General features: G+C 36.2%; 15 protein-coding genes. 4 read left to right on the top strand and 11 right to left on the bottom strand.

What is annotated here, in order from left to right; translation table 11 throughout:
* Nucleotides 1-117: 117 nt before the first annotated feature.
* From AC27HL_RS16585 to AC27HL_RS16570, 4 genes are all read left to right on the top strand, one after another.
* A complete protein-coding gene (locus AC27HL_RS16585) occupies nt 118-1,611 on the top strand; it encodes a right-handed parallel beta-helix repeat-containing protein (protein ID WP_487082165.1) in 1,494 nt (497 codons plus the stop codon).
* Between the two features lie 191 nt (nt 1,612-1,802).
* A complete protein-coding gene (locus AC27HL_RS16580; RefSeq protein WP_487082164.1) occupies nt 1,803-2,294 on the top strand; it encodes a GNAT family N-acetyltransferase in 492 nt (163 codons plus the stop codon).
* 122 nt (nt 2,295-2,416) lie between these two features.
* Nucleotides 2,417-3,457: an acyltransferase family protein gene (locus AC27HL_RS16575; RefSeq protein WP_487082163.1), complete on the top strand. Its 1,041-nt coding sequence runs from the start codon at nt 2,417-2,419 to the stop codon at nt 3,455-3,457.
* Between the two features lie 3 nt (nt 3,458-3,460).
* Nucleotides 3,461-4,756, top strand: a complete 1,296-nt coding sequence (locus AC27HL_RS16570; RefSeq protein WP_487082162.1) for an O-antigen ligase family protein — start codon at nt 3,461-3,463, stop codon at nt 4,754-4,756.
* A 3-nt stretch (nt 4,757-4,759) separates the two neighbouring features.
* Here AC27HL_RS16570 and AC27HL_RS16565 read toward each other — a convergent pair whose 3' ends face one another.
* The 11 genes from AC27HL_RS16565 to AC27HL_RS16515 form a co-directional block, all read right to left on the bottom strand.
* Entirely contained in the window at nt 4,760-6,256 is a 1,497-nt protein-coding gene (locus AC27HL_RS16565) for an oligosaccharide flippase family protein (protein ID WP_487082160.1), read from the bottom strand.
* 3 nt (nt 6,257-6,259) lie between these two features.
* Nucleotides 6,260-7,285, bottom strand: coding sequence for a glycosyltransferase family 4 protein (locus tag AC27HL_RS16560; RefSeq protein WP_487082159.1), 1,026 nt, complete (start codon nt 7,283-7,285; stop codon nt 6,260-6,262).
* Nucleotides 7,286-7,297: 12 nt separating this feature from the next.
* Nucleotides 7,298-8,035 (bottom strand): hypothetical protein, encoded by a 738-nt coding sequence (locus tag AC27HL_RS16555; protein WP_487082158.1) that lies wholly within the window; start codon nt 8,033-8,035, stop codon nt 7,298-7,300.
* Nucleotides 8,036-8,119: 84 nt separating this feature from the next.
* Nucleotides 8,120-9,232, bottom strand: a complete 1,113-nt coding sequence (locus AC27HL_RS16550; protein ID WP_487082157.1) for a GNAT family N-acetyltransferase — start codon at nt 9,230-9,232, stop codon at nt 8,120-8,122.
* Nucleotides 9,233-9,335: 103 nt separating this feature from the next.
* Nucleotides 9,336-11,027, bottom strand: a complete 1,692-nt coding sequence (locus tag AC27HL_RS16545; protein WP_487082156.1) for an asparagine synthase-related protein — start codon at nt 11,025-11,027, stop codon at nt 9,336-9,338.
* A 1-nt stretch (nt 11,028) separates the two neighbouring features.
* Complete coding sequence (locus AC27HL_RS16540) at nt 11,029-12,204, bottom strand: carboxylate--amine ligase (protein WP_487082155.1); 1,176 nt, start codon at nt 12,202-12,204, stop codon at nt 11,029-11,031.
* A complete protein-coding gene (locus tag AC27HL_RS16535; RefSeq protein WP_487082154.1) occupies nt 12,201-13,193 on the bottom strand; it encodes a polysaccharide deacetylase family protein in 993 nt (330 codons plus the stop codon). The genes AC27HL_RS16540 and AC27HL_RS16535 overlap by 4 nt, the downstream gene beginning before the upstream one ends.
* A gap of 3 nt (nt 13,194-13,196) precedes the next feature.
* Nucleotides 13,197-14,354 carry a hypothetical protein gene (locus AC27HL_RS16530; protein ID WP_487082153.1) on the bottom strand — a complete coding sequence of 386 codons (1,158 nt, stop codon included), beginning with the start codon at nt 14,352-14,354 and terminating at the stop codon, nt 13,197-13,199.
* On the bottom strand, nt 14,354-15,496 hold the full coding sequence (locus tag AC27HL_RS16525; RefSeq protein ID WP_487082152.1) for a glycosyltransferase family 2 protein: 1,143 nt from the start codon (nt 15,494-15,496) through the stop codon (nt 14,354-14,356). Before AC27HL_RS16525 ends, AC27HL_RS16530 begins: the two co-directional genes overlap by 1 nt.
* The gene (locus AC27HL_RS16520; RefSeq protein ID WP_487082150.1) at nt 15,496-16,008 is read right to left on the bottom strand and encodes a serine O-acetyltransferase; all 513 of its coding nucleotides are present in this window, start codon (nt 16,006-16,008) and stop codon (nt 15,496-15,498) included. Before AC27HL_RS16520 ends, AC27HL_RS16525 begins: the two co-directional genes overlap by 1 nt.
* The gene (locus tag AC27HL_RS16515; protein WP_487082149.1) at nt 16,005-17,117 is read right to left on the bottom strand and encodes a glycosyltransferase; all 1,113 of its coding nucleotides are present in this window, start codon (nt 17,115-17,117) and stop codon (nt 16,005-16,007) included. Before AC27HL_RS16515 ends, AC27HL_RS16520 begins: the two co-directional genes overlap by 4 nt.

Raw genomic sequence — 17,117 nt, 5'->3', positions numbered from 1 at the left:
AGTTACACTGGCTAGCTTAGATTCGGGAATAATCAAAGCTAGAATTAATTATTTAGCCTTCATCATTAATTCTAGCTTTAAGGCGTAAAAGTCTTTAATTTGGGTTAACATCAAAACATGAAATATTTAAACGCGCTAATCTCAACGTATTTTTTTCTTATATTTTGTTCATCAGCTTACGCCTCAGGTATCGAAGCAGAATTATGTGCCTCCAGTGATAACACCGAAAATATATATTATGTTTCAACAACTGGAAATGATTACGGTGGAACAGGCAGCCGCTTAAAACCATGGAGAAACATAGAGTTTGCTATTTCCCAGGCCAAAGAATCTAGCACTATTATTGTCAAACCTGGTATTTATACTGGCTCTACAAGAATTAAAAAAGAGTTTAATAAAAAACTTCTCATTAAATCTCAGCTTCCTTATTTAGCAAAGCTCACCCATAGCTCAAGAGTATTGGCTATTGTTGGTAGTGCAAAAAACATTACTATTGAGGGTTTTGAAATTACTCACAACGCTAAGAAGGTTAGCCCTGTTTTAGTGCATATAGATGGCTATGGAAGTTATGGCACAAAAAAAACGGTTTCAAATATCACATTAAGAAATAACATAATTCACGATAGTTACAATAACGACTTGCTTAAAATTAATAATGGTGCAAAAGATATTAAGGTTCAATGCAACATCTTTTATAATCAAGGAGATTCTGACGAGCATATTGATGTAAACAGTGTTAAAGATATTTCTATTTCTGACAATATCTTCCTCAATGACTTTCTCGTAAGTAATCGAGAAATTTCTAAAAAATCCTCTAGTTTTATTGTAGTTAAGGATAGTAATGCCCATGAAGACGATTTAATTGGCTCTTTAAATGTTAATATTCATCGGAACATATTTCTTAATTGGCAAGGTTCCCATGGGCAAGGCTTTATCCTCATAGGTGAGGATGGAAAACCGTATTTTGAAGCACAAAATATCAATATCTACAATAATCTAATGCTAGGTAATAGCCCTTTATCTATGCGATCTCCATTGATGATCAAAGGAGCTAAAGATATTAATTTTTATAACAATACTATTACTGGAGATTTACCAAGCAATGCGTACGTAATTAGGATCACAAAAGAAAGGCAAAACCTAAAACCTACGAATATTAATTTATATAATAATATTTGGTCTGACAATACTGGGACTATGGGGCAAGGTGAATTCGAGCCAAATTCTGATTTTTCAGATACTCTTATTTATAACCTTAACCACTTTACTTTAGATAACAATTTGTATTGGAATGGCAGCAAAAAAATTCCCAGCTCAATATTTGATAAAATCAATTATCAGGATGACCCTAACAGAAGTGTCATAAATCCACTCCTAAACGATCACGAAACACTTAAGATTCCAACTTGGAATACAAATAAGCAGGTATTTTCAGATGGCTCTCTTAGCATCCGTGAAGCATTCAAGAAACTAGTCTATTTTTACGCAATTCCAAGGCAAAGAAACCATATTATAAATAAACAAGAAAAAATAAATTCATTCCCACAAAAAGACATACTCAATAAGCAAAGAACCCCTCCTCATTCGTTAGGAGCTTTCTCTGTAAAATAGCTTTTTATTCGGACAGTTATATTACAGCCTATAACAAAAAATATAGACTAATAAATAACTTACAAACAACCCGTTCATAATGAGAATAAAAATTTGTATTCATTGTTCGATTTATCACTATATTCAAAAACACTAAATTGTTACTATATTCCCCACTTATTCTAATAACTTTCAAAGCAGGGAAAGCAGTAATGAAGCAGTATATATACCATCTCGATATTTCCTTATATTCTCCAGAAATAAAACTAGAAAGAGCTGACAATGCTAAATTTGAGGTTATTAACTCTTTTTCAGGCACATGTAAAAATCTTTTTTGTTTGCTCAAACGCTATGGTTTAACTAGTGATTTTATAAAAATGTTTATTAAGTTGATCACAAAACGAAATAGCTTATATTTTGTAAAATACAATGATGTAATCGCATCTGACGGACTGATTTCATTTGGTCTATGTTCGCATTACACGGTAGATAAAAGTGATTGTATTATAGGCCCGGTCAATACCGATGGTACATATACAGGTAAGGGTTTAGCCACTTTCGGCTTGGTCAGTTGTTTATCTTACCTCAAACAAAAATCTGCATACTCAAAGGTATATATAGATACCCGAGAAGATAACTTTGCTATGCAAAAAGTAATAAAAAAGTCAGGATTCGGCGAAGTAAAATCGAGTTATGAACGATAAACAACGCTCAGTAAAAGTTATGCGACAAGATCAGCTATGTATTATAGCTCCACGGAATTTATAGGCGTTGCAGCATAGAAGATTATCTATACTTATTAATGATATAAACAGGCTAGCATTGAATGACGAACAAAGTGTCAACGATTAAAAAAACTAGAGACATATACTTAGATGCTGTTAAAGGCTTCCTAATTTTATGTATTGTGCTAGAACACAACCACCTATTGACAGCACAGTTTGATTGGATTCGCCCATTTTCCGACGCTTTTGCAGCGGGTTGCTTCCTAATTCTGACGTTTACATGGCCGTTAAAGCAAGAAGGTTTGAGTAAGTTTGTAGATAAGAATTTTTCCTACTGGTGGCCGTTTATTGTTTTTGTAACCTTGACGACGATATTAAATTGGGTTCTATACCGCCCATACGCAGTCCCAGAGACAATGAAACATTATATTCAAGCAATAGTTCTTTCGTCTCCGGAGCAAATTAAAACATCTTCGGGGTTTATGTATTTTTGGTTTTTACCCTGCTTATGTTTTTTATATTTAACACGAAGATTTCTCGATAATTTAGGCTACATCGCTTTCCTGCTCGGGCTTGTCGCTTGGCTACTTGTAGGTGAACTCGATAGTGATTTACTCGTTAAAACCCCTTTTTCCTTACATGTCATTGCATTTATCCTAATCATTGGTCTTTGTTACCAGAAGGTACATAAAAAACTAATGGCACCATCTCCTATAATAAGAGGAATCACCATTACCCTCTTTATATCAGGTTGTTTTTTAAGTTACAGCGTAGGTTGGAAGCTTTTTTTAGCCGGGGGAATTATCCCCTCTTTTAAAGAGCCATTATTGTTACTTTACTATTCAGTTTTTATGCTTATAGCAATTCCAGGCATCTACAATTTGTTCTATTGCCTCCCTAAGTTTCTCGCTCAGGGTTTCGCATTTATCGGTAAACACAGCTTAAAGGTATATATATTTCATCCACTTATATATATAGGAATTACTCAGGTCGTCCCGCTCGTTAGCAACCCGCTTCTTTCATTTATTTGGACAATAATTTTTAGTTTGTTAGTCTCTCACATAATACACAAGATGCTGTTCTTAGAGCGTTTTCTATTCCCAAGCACTGTTAGCTCGTTAATGCTTAAAAGGAAAAACTAATTCATGGGATATTTTGTACTTATACTAACCATTGTTGTGTATTTAATTAGACCAGCGGAGTGGATACCCGCCCTTTACTTTAACTGGAATATGGTTTTGAACTTGCTTGGTTTACTTGTCATGGCAGGATTTGCGATAAACCAAAATAGAAAGTTTACCTATGATCGAAGTACTATATTTTTACTTTGGTTTTTTACATCTATGCTCCTTTCAAACATCTTTAATGGCCAATTCAACACAATCTCCAGTTATGTATCTCAGCTTGTATCTACAATCGTTGTATTTGTATTAACGCAAACAGCTATAACAAAAGAAAAGCAAATTGACAATTTCATACTTGTGATTATCGGACTGATTTTATTTATTTGTTATCAATGTCATTTACAAGTTACCGTTGGAGCAAACTGGGGAGGGTTAGAGCCGTATTCTCGTGGTATAATATCCAGTGTAGATCCTGATACGGGAGAGACCCAGAGAGAATTACAAGTAATTTGGTATGGCATATTACAAGACCCTAATGATTTAGGCATGCTGCTTATCGCATTCATGCCTTATATTATGAATCGAATTTTTTACCAAGGTCTAACCTTACCTCGTAAGCTTTTTTGGGCCGTTGCGATGTTAATAATTGGCTACACAATAATATTGACTAATTCACGCGGTTCTATGCTTTCACTCATTGGTGGCCTGGCATGCTTTTATATTATTAAAAAGCGCTCAATGACAGGTTATGTAACAGCAGGATTAATAGCATTGGCGTTATTAGCTGTTGCGCCTTCTCGTATGGCTGAATTAGGCTCTGGTGATCACAGTGCAATGGGTCGTGTTTACGCTTGGATTTTAGCTCTTGAGCTTTTAGCCATGAACCCAGTTTTTGGTATTGGCGCTAACCATTTCTTAGATTTTCACTATTTAACAACTCATAATAGCTATGTATTGGCAATGGTTGAGAACGGAATTGTCGGCTTTATAGGTTATTTTGGCTTAGTAGCGCTATCAGTTTACACCATGGTTAAAGTTGCATACTCAGTAACAGATGCCAAAAGAAGTACTGAGATTATTGCATTAGTGAGCGGAATGTTAGGGATACTTATCTCTATATTCTTTATTTCAAGAACTTATGCTTTATTACCCTATTTATATATCGCAATTATGATGACTTATATTCGGGTGTATTGCCCGGAATTACACGCTAAACATATAAATGCAATTCCATTTATAAAACTTGCAGGCATTAGTTTTGGTTTTATTATATTCTTGTACTTCTTTAATCGCTTAGCCACATTACTGTTAAGCTAGCGTCTACTTTAATCGATTGATAGCCCAAGACATGTAATTTTCTACTAACTTGGGCATTTTAGGCGCAAATTTCTCTAGTAAAAAAGTAACAGAGTGATCATAGCCTTTTACAACAAATAATAGATTAGCGTATATTAAAACAAAAAGCGCACTACCAATAGCAGCAGACAATAAACCAGAGATATATTGATTAAGAAGCATGCTTGGCATTGACGCTAACGCGGCGGCACCAATTATCGAAAAGAACACTTTCGTTGGCATTAAACAATAGCCATCGCCTTTAGCAATTCGATTGTAGAATATGACTAACAAGAAGATTAAAATGCCATAAACGACTAATGCACCTTCAACGCCATATTGCGGTGTAATTAAATAACTCAATACAGCGGCAATTAAGAATAGAAAAAAGTTTACTTTCGCCATAATTCTTTGACGGTCATGGCTAATTAAAGTTAGGTTTGCCCCATCATTGATAACAACTACTACCCTAAGTATTATTAGCACTTGCAAAGCAAAAACAGCTTCTTGGTATCTTTCACCATATAAAATATCAATGACAACATCAGCATACATTAGTACAGGTACTAAAACTAATAGGCATAAAATAGTTAAATAGCGCTGAGCTTGCAGTACATTACTTCTTAGCCCATTATTACCAACCGCTTGAGTTATTTTAGGTAACAAAACCTCTTGGTAGATACCTGGAATTAAAGTAACTGCTGATGTTGCTAAAATGTAAGCTATATTAAAATATCCTGCTTCAGAGAACAGGCCACTACCTTCCAATACCAAAATTTGGCTTTGTCTAAAAATTAAAGCGCCAAAAAAAATAATGACAGATGCAGCATATATTTGCCCTATGACGCGCTGTTTATCTTCGTCAATTAAAAGAGCATCAGTGCAACCTTGAGGCATTTGTTTTTTAAACGATAAAATGCTCAATGCGAATGCTAAACATGCAATACAATAAGCAACTAAAAAACCTTCAATTGATGGCGAAAAGTAGGCGAATAAAGCAACACTCAATAGATTGATTGGGTTAGCTATCATGCTAGTTTTAGCCAGCACATCAAAGCGCTGTAAGCCCTTAAATATAGATATTTGATAAATATATGTGGCCTTAAATACCGCACACACTAATAACGCCAATATGAGCCAAACAGGCACAGTAACCGCACTAACATCAAAAAATATTAGCAAAAGAAAGACAGCTACAACAAAAATAATGCGTTTAACCAAGACCTTTCGAATAAAGGCAAGTAAATTACTTAGCTGTTGCTGGTTGTTTTTTTTAAATTCGGCAACAAACTTGGTCACCGTAATAGATAAACCGGCATTAATTGCTATTGTTACTAAGCCAGCTAACCATATGGCACTTGAGTATATGCCGTATTCTTCTGTAGAAAGATTTCTAGCGATAATAATAGAGACTAATAAACCGAGAAAATACTCACTATACAAATTAATTGCAGCGAGCGAGGCTTGAAAAATTGTTCTCATAAATTACTGATAGCTCTTTAAATATTCTAAGGCACATATTTCCATAGAAAATTCATCAAAATAGCGCTGACGAGATTTCTCAGAGAATACCTTATAAGTTGTCTCATCCATTAGCTTCTCAATGGCTTTTGCAAGTGCTTTGGCATCCGCGTATTCGTATAAAAAGCCATTCTCTTTATCTTTAACTAATTCAGGGTTGCCACCAACATTTGAAGCAATAACAGGAGTGCCGCTTGCAAATGCCTCTAATATTGCTAACGACAATCCTTCAGTTTCAGATGTTACTATTAAGGCATCAAATGACTGATAAATAACATCGCGATTAGTTTCAAATCCATGAAATATAGTTTTTGTATTAGGAATAAGTGACTTTGCCATAGCTTGATTTTTCCCCATTAACTCTCCCGTACCGAAAAAAGAAATTTCGATATTGGGTTGAATTTCAATAGGTAACTCAGCAACCGCTTTAATTAATACATGCTGTGACTTTAGTGGCACAAAACGGCCAACATGACCGAGCCTAAATACCGACGTTCGCTCTATATTTTTTTCAATGGGTAGCACACCATTTAAGATAGTTTGAGCTTTAGACTTGTATTGAGGATATTTATTTAAATAATTGCTTTTAGCTTTTTCTGCAACAAAAAGCATTTTATTGAGTAACAAATTGGCAAGAAAATATATTCCTTGCCATTTAAGACCTTGATGTACCACTTCATTGTGGCGCGTGTAAACCAGTTTAATCGGCAAACCTAAGGAGGCCAACATAACTCTAAGTAAACAATGACTACTTTGAATATGGATCACGTCGTAGTGCTTAATGACTTTACGAATATCTCTAATGCTTATAGCAAAAAATAGTGAGATATTTGCAGTCTTGATTTCATTTTCTAAAGGCTCACCAGCTTTCCCCATAGATATCACTCCAACATCTAATGACAGGGCTTTTTTCTGTTGTCGCGCTAAGTCAATAACAAAACGCTCAGCACCACCTACATTTAAACTGCTTACTACATGTAATACACGCACATGGCTTCCCTATTATCTGCTGGCTAACTTCCAAGTGACTTTATGTGGCAAGAATTTAAACTTTTTCTTAAAGCGCTTCATCGTATCACTCGCCCCTAAAAATGTGCCGTAGCCATAGCATTTTATCTGTGGAAACTCTGTAATGGCATAACCAGCAATGGAAATATACAACATAGGCACAATACCATCCGTTTGAAACTCACTATGACCATAAATATGTTCTACTTCGATTAACTCGCCAGCGACAATACAACCAGCATATGCGACTAATTTATTATCACTATTAAAAATTCCGAAATAAGGGTAATCATGCGTTTTAGAGTTACTTTGCGGAACACAAACTTCCACAGGGCGTTTAGTGACAAAATCTTCTGGCATCTCACCTTGACGAACTTTTGCTGAACGTCTTATATCCCAGATATCATCCAGGTGCTCATTAAAATTTATACGTCGAAACGTGTAACCATTGCGCACTGCCTTTTTAAAATTTCGTCGTGCCGAACTCTCAACAGCTTTTAAGTAATTGTCAGCTTCTTTGCCAAGCTGGTACAACGCAACGCCATAAACTTTTTTGCGAATAATAGGCAGCTTAGGATGGCGTCCATTAACCTCGCGATACAATTCATCTGTGATACGTTCATAGAATGGGTCATTTCCCTCACAGGCTTCCCTCATTAAATTAATCTCAACCCTTGGCATCGTGCGTATCATTTGCCAAATTTGTTTTATCTTCGCTAATTTATCTTTCATTCTAAACTGATCGAATCCTTTGATTTTGTCACAATATTGTACCTAATTACTTAACAATTTTATAATGTTAATTAGACGTTTACTTTATTTAAAAAACTTGAAAATACGCTGACATTTCGACTGAACTTTCCAAATATATGGTAGCCAAGTGTAATATCGTTTAAAAGCCACTAAGTTCGTTACTGGGTGATCAGAGCGTGTTAATCGCTTTTTATAGCTATTACCACCCCCTTTCATAAGATCATACATTGCCAGCTGATGAGTTCTCGCAATTCTTAAAGCCTCTACATGCATAGCCACCCCTACTGAAGGTATTTGCTGGCAATTTGCAATTCCACTTTGGTAATACTGCAATACTTTACGATCTTTCGCGCCATAGAAAATTGCAATCACTTCTTCTTGATGCTCAATACTAAATAGGACAAGTTGCTTTAGTTTGAACAAATCTAACGCTATTTTGTGGTGAAACTCACTAAACTTATCATTTTCAAACGCTCCAGTTTTACCTCGACTTTGCCAATGCTTATTGTGCAATTTGCTAAGCATTTTTAAATGTTCAACGACTTGTTGTTCATTTTCTGGCTGACGAACTTTACATTCTGTATTCGAGATATATTTTCTAGCTTGGCGCTGACTGCTCTTACTCTTCAAAGCCAGTGCTTGGTGACTATCATCCGATAATACTGGAATAATAAACCTGTTTCCTAGCGACACTTTTGTTATTTGCCACTTATTACAAAAAGCCTTGTTATTTAAACATTGATACCATTTCGCAACTAGGCTAGTTGATAAAACATTTTCAAAAGCTAGTGATACCAGATCTGGCATGGCATCCACTTTCTCTAAAAACAAGCTAAATAAGTAATCTTTATATTGAGGGACTAAAATAAAGTCTTGAAATTCGCTACAAATTTCTTCTGCTTCTTTTTCGCCTCCGCCAAGAAAACGTAACTGGTAACCTGCCAATATTTTTTTCTTATAGACGGGAAAGATACCAACTAAAGTTTGATCTTTAAAATAACAATAAATGGAGAGTTGATCTTGAGCTGTTAAATAGAGTTCACACCATGTTAGTAACCAAGCATGACTTAAACATATATTACCTTCGGTGTATTGTTGACGAAACGCTTCCCAATCAGCAGAAAATGCCGCGAAGTGCTCAGTACTTGTGATTTCAACAACATCAAAATCTTTCATAAAAATCTATTTCATCTAAGCTCGATACCGCATTTTTCACAACTAAACATCCATGCTCACTGACAAGCCCCAAATTTATTGTCACTAAAAGATTGATTAACAATTAAAACTTATTCTCTAACGTATGCTGTTTAGCAAATATGTAGCGAAGCAATTGCCAGTTTATCGCTAACCAAATCACTTCATAATTATCTTCAACAATTAGGTTTTGGAATACTCTGCCGTCAAAAAAACTATCTTCGGTTTCGACACTCGTTACTAAATGAGCTAATGGACCTTTAAGCCATGAAACAAATGGGACGGGAAATCCATGTTTCTGTTGGTATATTAAATCTCGATTAAAGAACTCACACGCTAGCTCCCGTAAAATCGGCTTAACATAATCACTGCCAAAGTATTGTTGTGGGGATAAAGTTATTGCTACGTCGACAACTTCTGGCGTTAGAAATGGAGAAATAATATGCTTGTCGTAAATTTGTGCTATCAGCTCAGCTTCTTGAAAATGAGTCCCTGCATCACAAGATAATATTCGATCTTGTGTAGCATATCTTAATTCTGTGCTTGAAATACTTTGAGTTTTGAAGTCCCACATAACATCTGAATCTAGTGGTTGCCCTAACAGCTCATCTAAAAGCTCTTGCTGCTTTGATGTATATTTAATTTTCATCGACGCAAGCACAAGTTCCTTCATTGACAAGCGCTTTAGTTTTAACAAAACATTAGCACGCCCTGGTGCAATGTATTTGAGCAGTGACAAAACAATTTTCGGTAAGAACTTTACTTGCTTTTTCCATTTTGCATGAGTCAAGACGCGTTTAATGCCATTAGAACCAAAAAGAGTATCTGCGGCCTCGCCATAGACTATTGCTTGATATTCCTTTGGAATTGCCGCCACCATGGCCATCATAGCAAGCGAACTATAATGCCTTAACGGTTCACGCTTTAGCTCAATTAAAGTTTTTAGGTCTTTTTCTAGCTTTAAAGGGTCAACTTCCACTAGGTGAAGAGGTAAATTAAGTGTCTTAGCAAATGCTTTTGCATTATCAAGTTCGGGATTCTCCTCCCCTTTAAATACTGGTGTTACTAAATAGCAATCCTCAAAAATATCTTTACTTAATGCAGCTAAAATTGACGAGTCAACACCTCCACTTAAAAACACCGCTACTTTGCTATAACGCTTTCTTGCTTCTTTTAAACAATTTACTAAACCATTTTTGGTTGCCGTTATTTTTTCAATATCAGCAACATTATCCATCTTAATTTTGGGAAGCGACCAATAGTTCTTTTGTTTAACTTTATGGTTGTCATAAAAATGAGCAAGATGGTGTGTTTTTAATTGCTGTATATTACTAAGCAGCGTTCTGTCATTTGAGGTCCAACGATACTCTACAAGTTCTGATGCACTTTTAGAGCAAACATCAAGCTCATAAAGCGGCATAAGGTGACTTCGAGAACATAAAATTAATTGTTTCTGGTAGTTTTGCCAATATATGGTTTTTCCGCCAAAACGGTCATTAAACGCCAGCACCCCTTTTTCAGAAATGTATACGCCTGAAAAGTGCCCTTCTAGCCTGTCTAAAATCGTAAAATCTCCCAATGCTACAGCATTGGAAAGGCTTTCCAAACTTTCAGGAAAAATATAGCCGTCAAAAATAAATAAGCTACCATCAGCCAAAGTGCGTGTGTAGCAGTCACCTGAATTTAACTGATAGTTATAGTTGCCAATAATAGTATTATCATTAGAACTTTCTGGTTCCGCGACTAAAGGTTGTTGAATTACTTTGAATCCATTCATATTATTTCGACTTCTTGGAAAATTTATTAATGATTGACCTTAAGGTACGTTTCCATTGACGAAAACCAATGACAAATGCAGGCCAAGGATCTCGCCATGCAAAATACATAAAAGTATGATATTTAAATGCATTACTTAAATATGTTGAGAAAATTTGTGGCGTTTTCTGACCGTCCCGATAACGAGAATATAGATCTTCGTAGAAACTTAAAAACATTCGAGCCGTTTTTTGCTTCTGCTCTATAAATGGCTTTCCAGTAGCGACACAATAAGTTGCATAAACATTATTTTTATCGCAACTTGTATCAAAGTAGTTACATAAACCTAGCCTTGGGTTTACTTCAATATATTTATATTTCCCATCTCGATCATCAACTTTAAATTCGACCATAGCTGGACCTACATAGCCTAGACCTAACCCCAAGCGTTCTACCTGTGCCAATACCTCTGAGTTCTCTTTACTCTCAGCATAACAAGTAACACCAAAATGAGGAGGAGTTAACTGTAGTCTTTGAAAAGTAAAAGCATTAACCAATTTTCCTTTAAGGTCAAAAACACAATTACAAACCCATAAATTATCATCATTTCCAGCAATCACTTCTTGGGCAATGCAGTAATCTACTATACTACCGAACTGTCGATAAAAATCGGCCAATTGTTCAATGGTATAAATAAGAATGTTTTTCTGACCAATACGATTCATTTCATTTGACCGAGGTTTAATTATGATTGGTAGCGCAATCATATCTAATAACTCTTCTGCTGAATCTGGTAATTGAGTAATAGAGCTAGGTAGATCCACGAACTCTTTAACTAATTCAACTTCTGCTCGTTTATCAATAAATTGACTCGACAATTCACCTTTAGGCAAAACAAACTTAAATTTTTCTCGCAATGTATCTTGATTTGCAACAAGGAAATCTACATACCAATCGGAAGTTGGAATTAATACTTGTTGCGAAATTGGCCATGAAAGAAGCAAAGATAAAAGCTCATTCTCATCAAACGCTTTTTCTAATACTACTTTTTTACGTGGTAACCTTGAGCTCATCACTGGCTCTTGGCTACTAGCCGTAATAATATCTACTACAACTCTTTCTTTTGTTAAGCTTCTAACTGCCCCTAAACCGTTTGGGCCTGCGGATAGCACAATAACGGATGGCGAAGACTCTCTCATTTAAAACAGCACTCAAATTTAAGGTAATTTAGATCATTTCTAGCGACGCAATAGCGATTAATATCAAATGGGTTATGAATAGAGCGATGCGAGCCTGGTTCATTATTAAAACCAATTAAATAGTTTGCAGCTTTAACTTGCTCAAAGGAAGTTTGGTTATAACAGTGATACCGGCCAACAGGATAGGCGATGGAAATGACTTCTCTAGAAAGCACTTTCTCTATTAATACTTTTGAATTGTAAATTTCTTGCTTTTGCTCTTCTTTACTCAACTGAGATAAAATACGATGGCTGAGCGTATGAGAGCCAATTTCCATACCGGAAGTGGCCATTTCATTAATTTGCGACCAATCCATAAATAGCTGGGGCTCAGATAGCTGTAATTTCTCTACCGCTTTAGGGAACGTAGCTCTGATATCTTCGAGCACCTCCAAAATACTATAATTGCGCAATAACTTTGCAGCATTCATGATTTTTCGTATTGTTTGATTAATGCTTTTTTTATCAAGCACGAAAGTAGAGTTCGATGATGGCAACTGATATGTTTGACCGCATGAATTTCTTAAAATGAAAGCAATTTCGTCCCACCAGGGAATATGGTTTGAATCAACAAAATCTGTAGCAATATAAAAACTGCCTGAAACATTATGCTTTTTTAAAATCGGGAAAGCATTCGTGTAGTTGTCAATATAGCCGTCATCAAAAGTAATGATAGCGTATCGCTTATTAGTTAATGTACCTAATTCAAGCAATGTAGCTAACTCGGCACAATTAATAATTGTAAAATTTTTCTTTAACTGGGATACATGCTCATCAAATGCTTCGCTAGTACAAGAGAAAATGGCATGGTCATAGTCGCTCGCTTCTGCAACACCGACTCTATGATAGTTAAAAACATATAGCCCGCCCGGTAATCGTTTCCAAAGTTGCTCTGTTACCTTGGTATACAATAACAATTTGCTTAATAGTTCTTGGAAACGATGATACATAGTTTATAGTCTCATAAACTCTGGCTTAGCAAGTATATAATCTCGATATTGATTGGGATCACCAATTTCATTATTTTCTGCAGCCTTTACAATATTATACATTTCACGCGCTGAAACATAATGTAATATGTAGTTTTCACCATCATTATATTTAGTTTCTAAGTAACTGTGCATGTCATGCCTAGGTTGCCCGAGCAGTGTTTCCATGTCACCTTCTTGCGTGCCATGGGTATGAATTTTAATAAAAATCCATTCAGGTTTTCCTTTTACATGGATATGAGAATTCACCCACTGATCTATACGAGTTTTCATCGGTGGCATCGCCTTTCTTACATCCGAATTCTCAATATGTGGCAAACCCTTAGCAGTTCTCCATTTTAAATTAATACCAAGTGGTCCTTGTATTAACATTAAATCGCCAGACGCTTTTTTCCCAACTTCTACGTCTATGCCAGTATCATGACTTTTGCATTTACCATCAACACCGGTGGCATAATAGATAGAATTTACTTTACGTGTTTGCGCAGGGCTTGGTGCTGAAGGTAAAGTCATATCAACATAACAACCTGTTTTTTTCAGCAATGCCAGCTCATTATCAATACCACACATGTGCCCATTTGGCAGAGAGTTATCGAGTGCCCAATTACCATGAATAAATGCATACATTATTTGCCCTGTTTCCGGATGCTTTGGTAAAGCACCATGTTCATAATGCAGTTTATGCGCGAAATCAGTCATAACTGTACTGAAGTTTTCAGCAGTGTCATTATCGTGGTGTAGGTGGATTTCTATCTCGCCATATCCGTGGTAGCACAAATCGGATAACTTAGCTAAGTGTTCATGGCGATATTCTTCTTCAGGATAAAAAAAGCAGTGTTTTGGCATGTGCCCATCGGCATCCTTATGTTGACTGGCCATTAAGGGGTAATCTTTACACCAGCGATCTACACGCGCTCTTTCGACCTCAATATCATCATTTCTCCATTGCGGCTCATAGTGATCAACAAAACAAAACATTACATGAACAGGGCCATTCACTTTAGGTCGGCTAAAAATTTGTTTAATGTAAGAGAAAAACCAAACATCCATGTTTTTAAATTTGAGAACTTGCCAAAACAAACCTATAAATACAATGGCCAATACTATGAAAAATGTCATCATTACTTCGCTTCTCCTCCGCGAGCCGTGCGTTTCCATCCACCGCTTTTGTGACCTTTACAAAAACGAACAAACCCTTGCCCTAAAGCAACGTTCATAGATACAAAAAAACTTACAATGGCAACAATGCCTCGTACTTTTTGTCCTTTATGAATTTTTTTCTGACCATGCCATGCAATGGCATAAAATAGAACTTGTGCAATAAAAGTTAACCTAAAAAAACCTATATCTAATAACATTGCATTACTTATTAAAGCTAAAAGTAGCAGGTGTGGTGCAAACCAACGTAATACTTTATGTGACCAAAAGCACCAACTCAACAATCCTTGGCTAGGTGATAATGCCCATAGGTTAGCAAAAAACGCTTTATAATTTCCTACACCTATCCGTATACGTCGTCCTACTTCATCTTCAAGTGACGGAGCTACTTCTTCTTTAGCAATCGCTTGGTCATTATAAAGCACGTCAAAACCTTGCTTTTTCACATTCATCACGATACAAAAATCATCGACAATAGTATCTGTAGGTAATGGCAAATATAGTTCTCGCTTTAATGCATAAATAGCCCCATTAGCGCCTAATAAACTACCTAGTTCTGACTCGCATTTTTTCAAAAATTGTTCATATCGCCAGTAAAGCCCATCTAGATTCTGATTACCATCTTCCGTTTCTAAGATTAACTCCCCTGAAACCGCCCCTACATTGCCACTGAAACTTTCCACAAGTATGGTTACAGCATCAGAGTTAAAGTCTGTATTAGCATCAGTAAAAACCAATAAATCTGCCGTAGATTTAGCTACTAGATCGTTTAATACAGATATTTTTCCCCGATTGACTTCAAAATTAAATGCTTTAACTCGAATATCTTCAAAGGAGTCTATGATCTGGCCTGTGCTATCTTGGCTGCCATCTGAAGCAACGAGAATTTGCAATTCACCTGCATAGTCTTGTGATAAAGCATTTTCAATTCTTGCCTTTATACAAGCCTCTTCATTATATGCGGCAATTATGATATCAACCGAAGGAAGATTTTCAGGCTGTACTCTTGATACAGGCTTTGGTGTAACAAAGATTCGTAAAATTAGCGGAAATATAAAATAAGAATACAGCAGTGCCACAACAGATAGCCAAAATAGTAACAGCATTATTGCGCACCTCTTTTAATAATTTTCGCTGGGATACCTACCACAGTAACATCACTTGGTACGTCTTTTACTACCACCGCATTCGCCCCTATTTTCACCCTGTCACCTATTGTAATACCACCAATAATTTTTGCGCCAGCACCAATAAATATATCATTACCTAATATTGGCGCATGGCCTTTTTCATCGCCAATTACGACACCACTTTCAACAACGATATTTCTACCGCCAGTTACTTTCGAATTAACCACAACCCCTACAGGATGCATAATTACTAAGCCTTCGCCAAATTTAGCACTCGCACCTATCATGCAGCCGTTGATTAATCGGTTTAACCAAATAGTTACTATGGCTAAAGGCGCTAATCGATATTTCATAAACCAACTGGTGACACGATATAGCATATTAGCTGAAGTTCCATCGCTCAATAAAGTGCGCATCATTGACACTTGATAACCTTCAGAGTTAAAGACACGCCGCTTTTGCTTCACGTCACTTATCAAGAATTTCATTCATCACCTAATTCTTTTAGTACAAAACTAACATTCTTTTGCCAGTCAAATTGGCTTGCATGAGTTAGTATTTCTTCTGTCGACCACACTTTCGCAAGTGCGCTTTCCATGGCAGAAGTCAATGCTTGCTCATTTTTCACAGGAATCGTAAGCCCTACGTCGCTATTAATAACTTCAGGTATGCCACCAACCTCTGTCGCGATGACCGGGGTGCCACTTGCAAACGATTCCAGTAAAACATTTGGTACGCCTTCTCGGTAACTTGGTAGCACTAAAACATTTGCTTCTCTAATGGCAGCTGCCACTTCAACTAGAGGTAATGACCCCAATAATCGCACGCTTTTATTAACATTATTTTTGCCAATTTCTTCTTCAAGCAGCTGTTTTAATGGACCTTCGCCTATAATGTCTAGTTTACATTCTGGCTGTGTTTTTAGTAATGCAATAAAAGCCGCTAATAACTCGTTACAGCCTTTTGTTTTAATAAGGCTACCAACGAAAACAAAGTACTTACTTTGACACGACTTTTTAACTGGATAAAAAATACTAGGATTTACACCATTGTAATTAACTTTCAAACGTTTTTTTTCAACGCCAACTTTAGCTAAACTTTCAGCTAAAGCCTGGCTTGCACAAAAAATCGTAGCGGCTTTATTCAGCCATTTTTTCATTAACTTACCTCGTGCATGATACCTGCTATTTTCATTTACATCCGTACCATGAACTTTGACAAAGAAAGGTAATTTCAGAATTGAATTAAGCATTGCAACCGCAACTGCATCAGGAAAGCCCCAAGAAGCAAGCACCGCCCTTGGCTGTTTTTTTCTAATCCATGGCAGACAAAAAAATAAAGAAATAAACTGAAAAATTGGCACTAACCTTCGTGCAAATTTAGGTAAATAAAAATAAGGGCAATACTTTATTTTTTCAGTAGACTTACAATCTACGCGATTACTCAGCCACTCCTTCCAAGCAACTAAAACAATGATGTTAACCGGCATAGATTCTGCAATTAAGTCAAACTGTTGCTTATTAAAACTCGCTCTATTAGGTGCCCAAGGCACAGGATAGAGGTTTGTAATAACCAACAAGCTTTTAGACTTATTCAT

Source organism: Colwellia aquaemaris (assembly GCF_057548755.1).
This window is presented reverse-complemented; position numbering and strand designations above follow the sequence as displayed.

Excerpts from the sequence above, each read along its gene's own strand:
- AC27HL_RS16585 (WP_487082165.1), top strand. The coding sequence starts at position 118 with ATGAAATATTTAAACGCGCTAATCTCAACGTATTTTTTTCTTATATTT.
- AC27HL_RS16580 (WP_487082164.1), top strand. The coding sequence starts at position 1,803 with ATGAAGCAGTATATATACCATCTCGATATTTCCTTATATTCTCCAGAA.
- AC27HL_RS16575 (WP_487082163.1), top strand. The coding sequence starts at position 2,417 with ATGACGAACAAAGTGTCAACGATTAAAAAAACTAGAGACATATACTTA.
- AC27HL_RS16570 (WP_487082162.1), top strand. The coding sequence starts at position 3,461 with ATGGGATATTTTGTACTTATACTAACCATTGTTGTGTATTTAATTAGA.
- AC27HL_RS16565 (WP_487082160.1), bottom strand. The coding sequence starts at position 6,256 with ATGAGAACAATTTTTCAAGCCTCGCTCGCTGCAATTAATTTGTATAGT.
- AC27HL_RS16555 (WP_487082158.1), bottom strand. The coding sequence starts at position 8,035 with ATGAAAGATAAATTAGCGAAGATAAAACAAATTTGGCAAATGATACGC.
- AC27HL_RS16550 (WP_487082157.1), bottom strand. The coding sequence starts at position 9,232 with ATGAAAGATTTTGATGTTGTTGAAATCACAAGTACTGAGCACTTCGCG.
- AC27HL_RS16545 (WP_487082156.1), bottom strand. The coding sequence starts at position 11,027 with ATGAATGGATTCAAAGTAATTCAACAACCTTTAGTCGCGGAACCAGAA.
- AC27HL_RS16540 (WP_487082155.1), bottom strand. The coding sequence starts at position 12,204 with ATGAGAGAGTCTTCGCCATCCGTTATTGTGCTATCCGCAGGCCCAAAC.
- AC27HL_RS16535 (WP_487082154.1), bottom strand. The coding sequence starts at position 13,193 with ATGTATCATCGTTTCCAAGAACTATTAAGCAAATTGTTATTGTATACC.
- AC27HL_RS16530 (WP_487082153.1), bottom strand. The coding sequence starts at position 14,354 with ATGATGACATTTTTCATAGTATTGGCCATTGTATTTATAGGTTTGTTT.
- AC27HL_RS16525 (WP_487082152.1), bottom strand. The coding sequence starts at position 15,496 with ATGCTGTTACTATTTTGGCTATCTGTTGTGGCACTGCTGTATTCTTAT.
- AC27HL_RS16520 (WP_487082150.1), bottom strand. The coding sequence starts at position 16,008 with ATGAAATTCTTGATAAGTGACGTGAAGCAAAAGCGGCGTGTCTTTAAC.
- AC27HL_RS16515 (WP_487082149.1), bottom strand. The coding sequence starts at position 17,117 with ATGAATAAGTCTAAAAGCTTGTTGGTTATTACAAACCTCTATCCTGTG.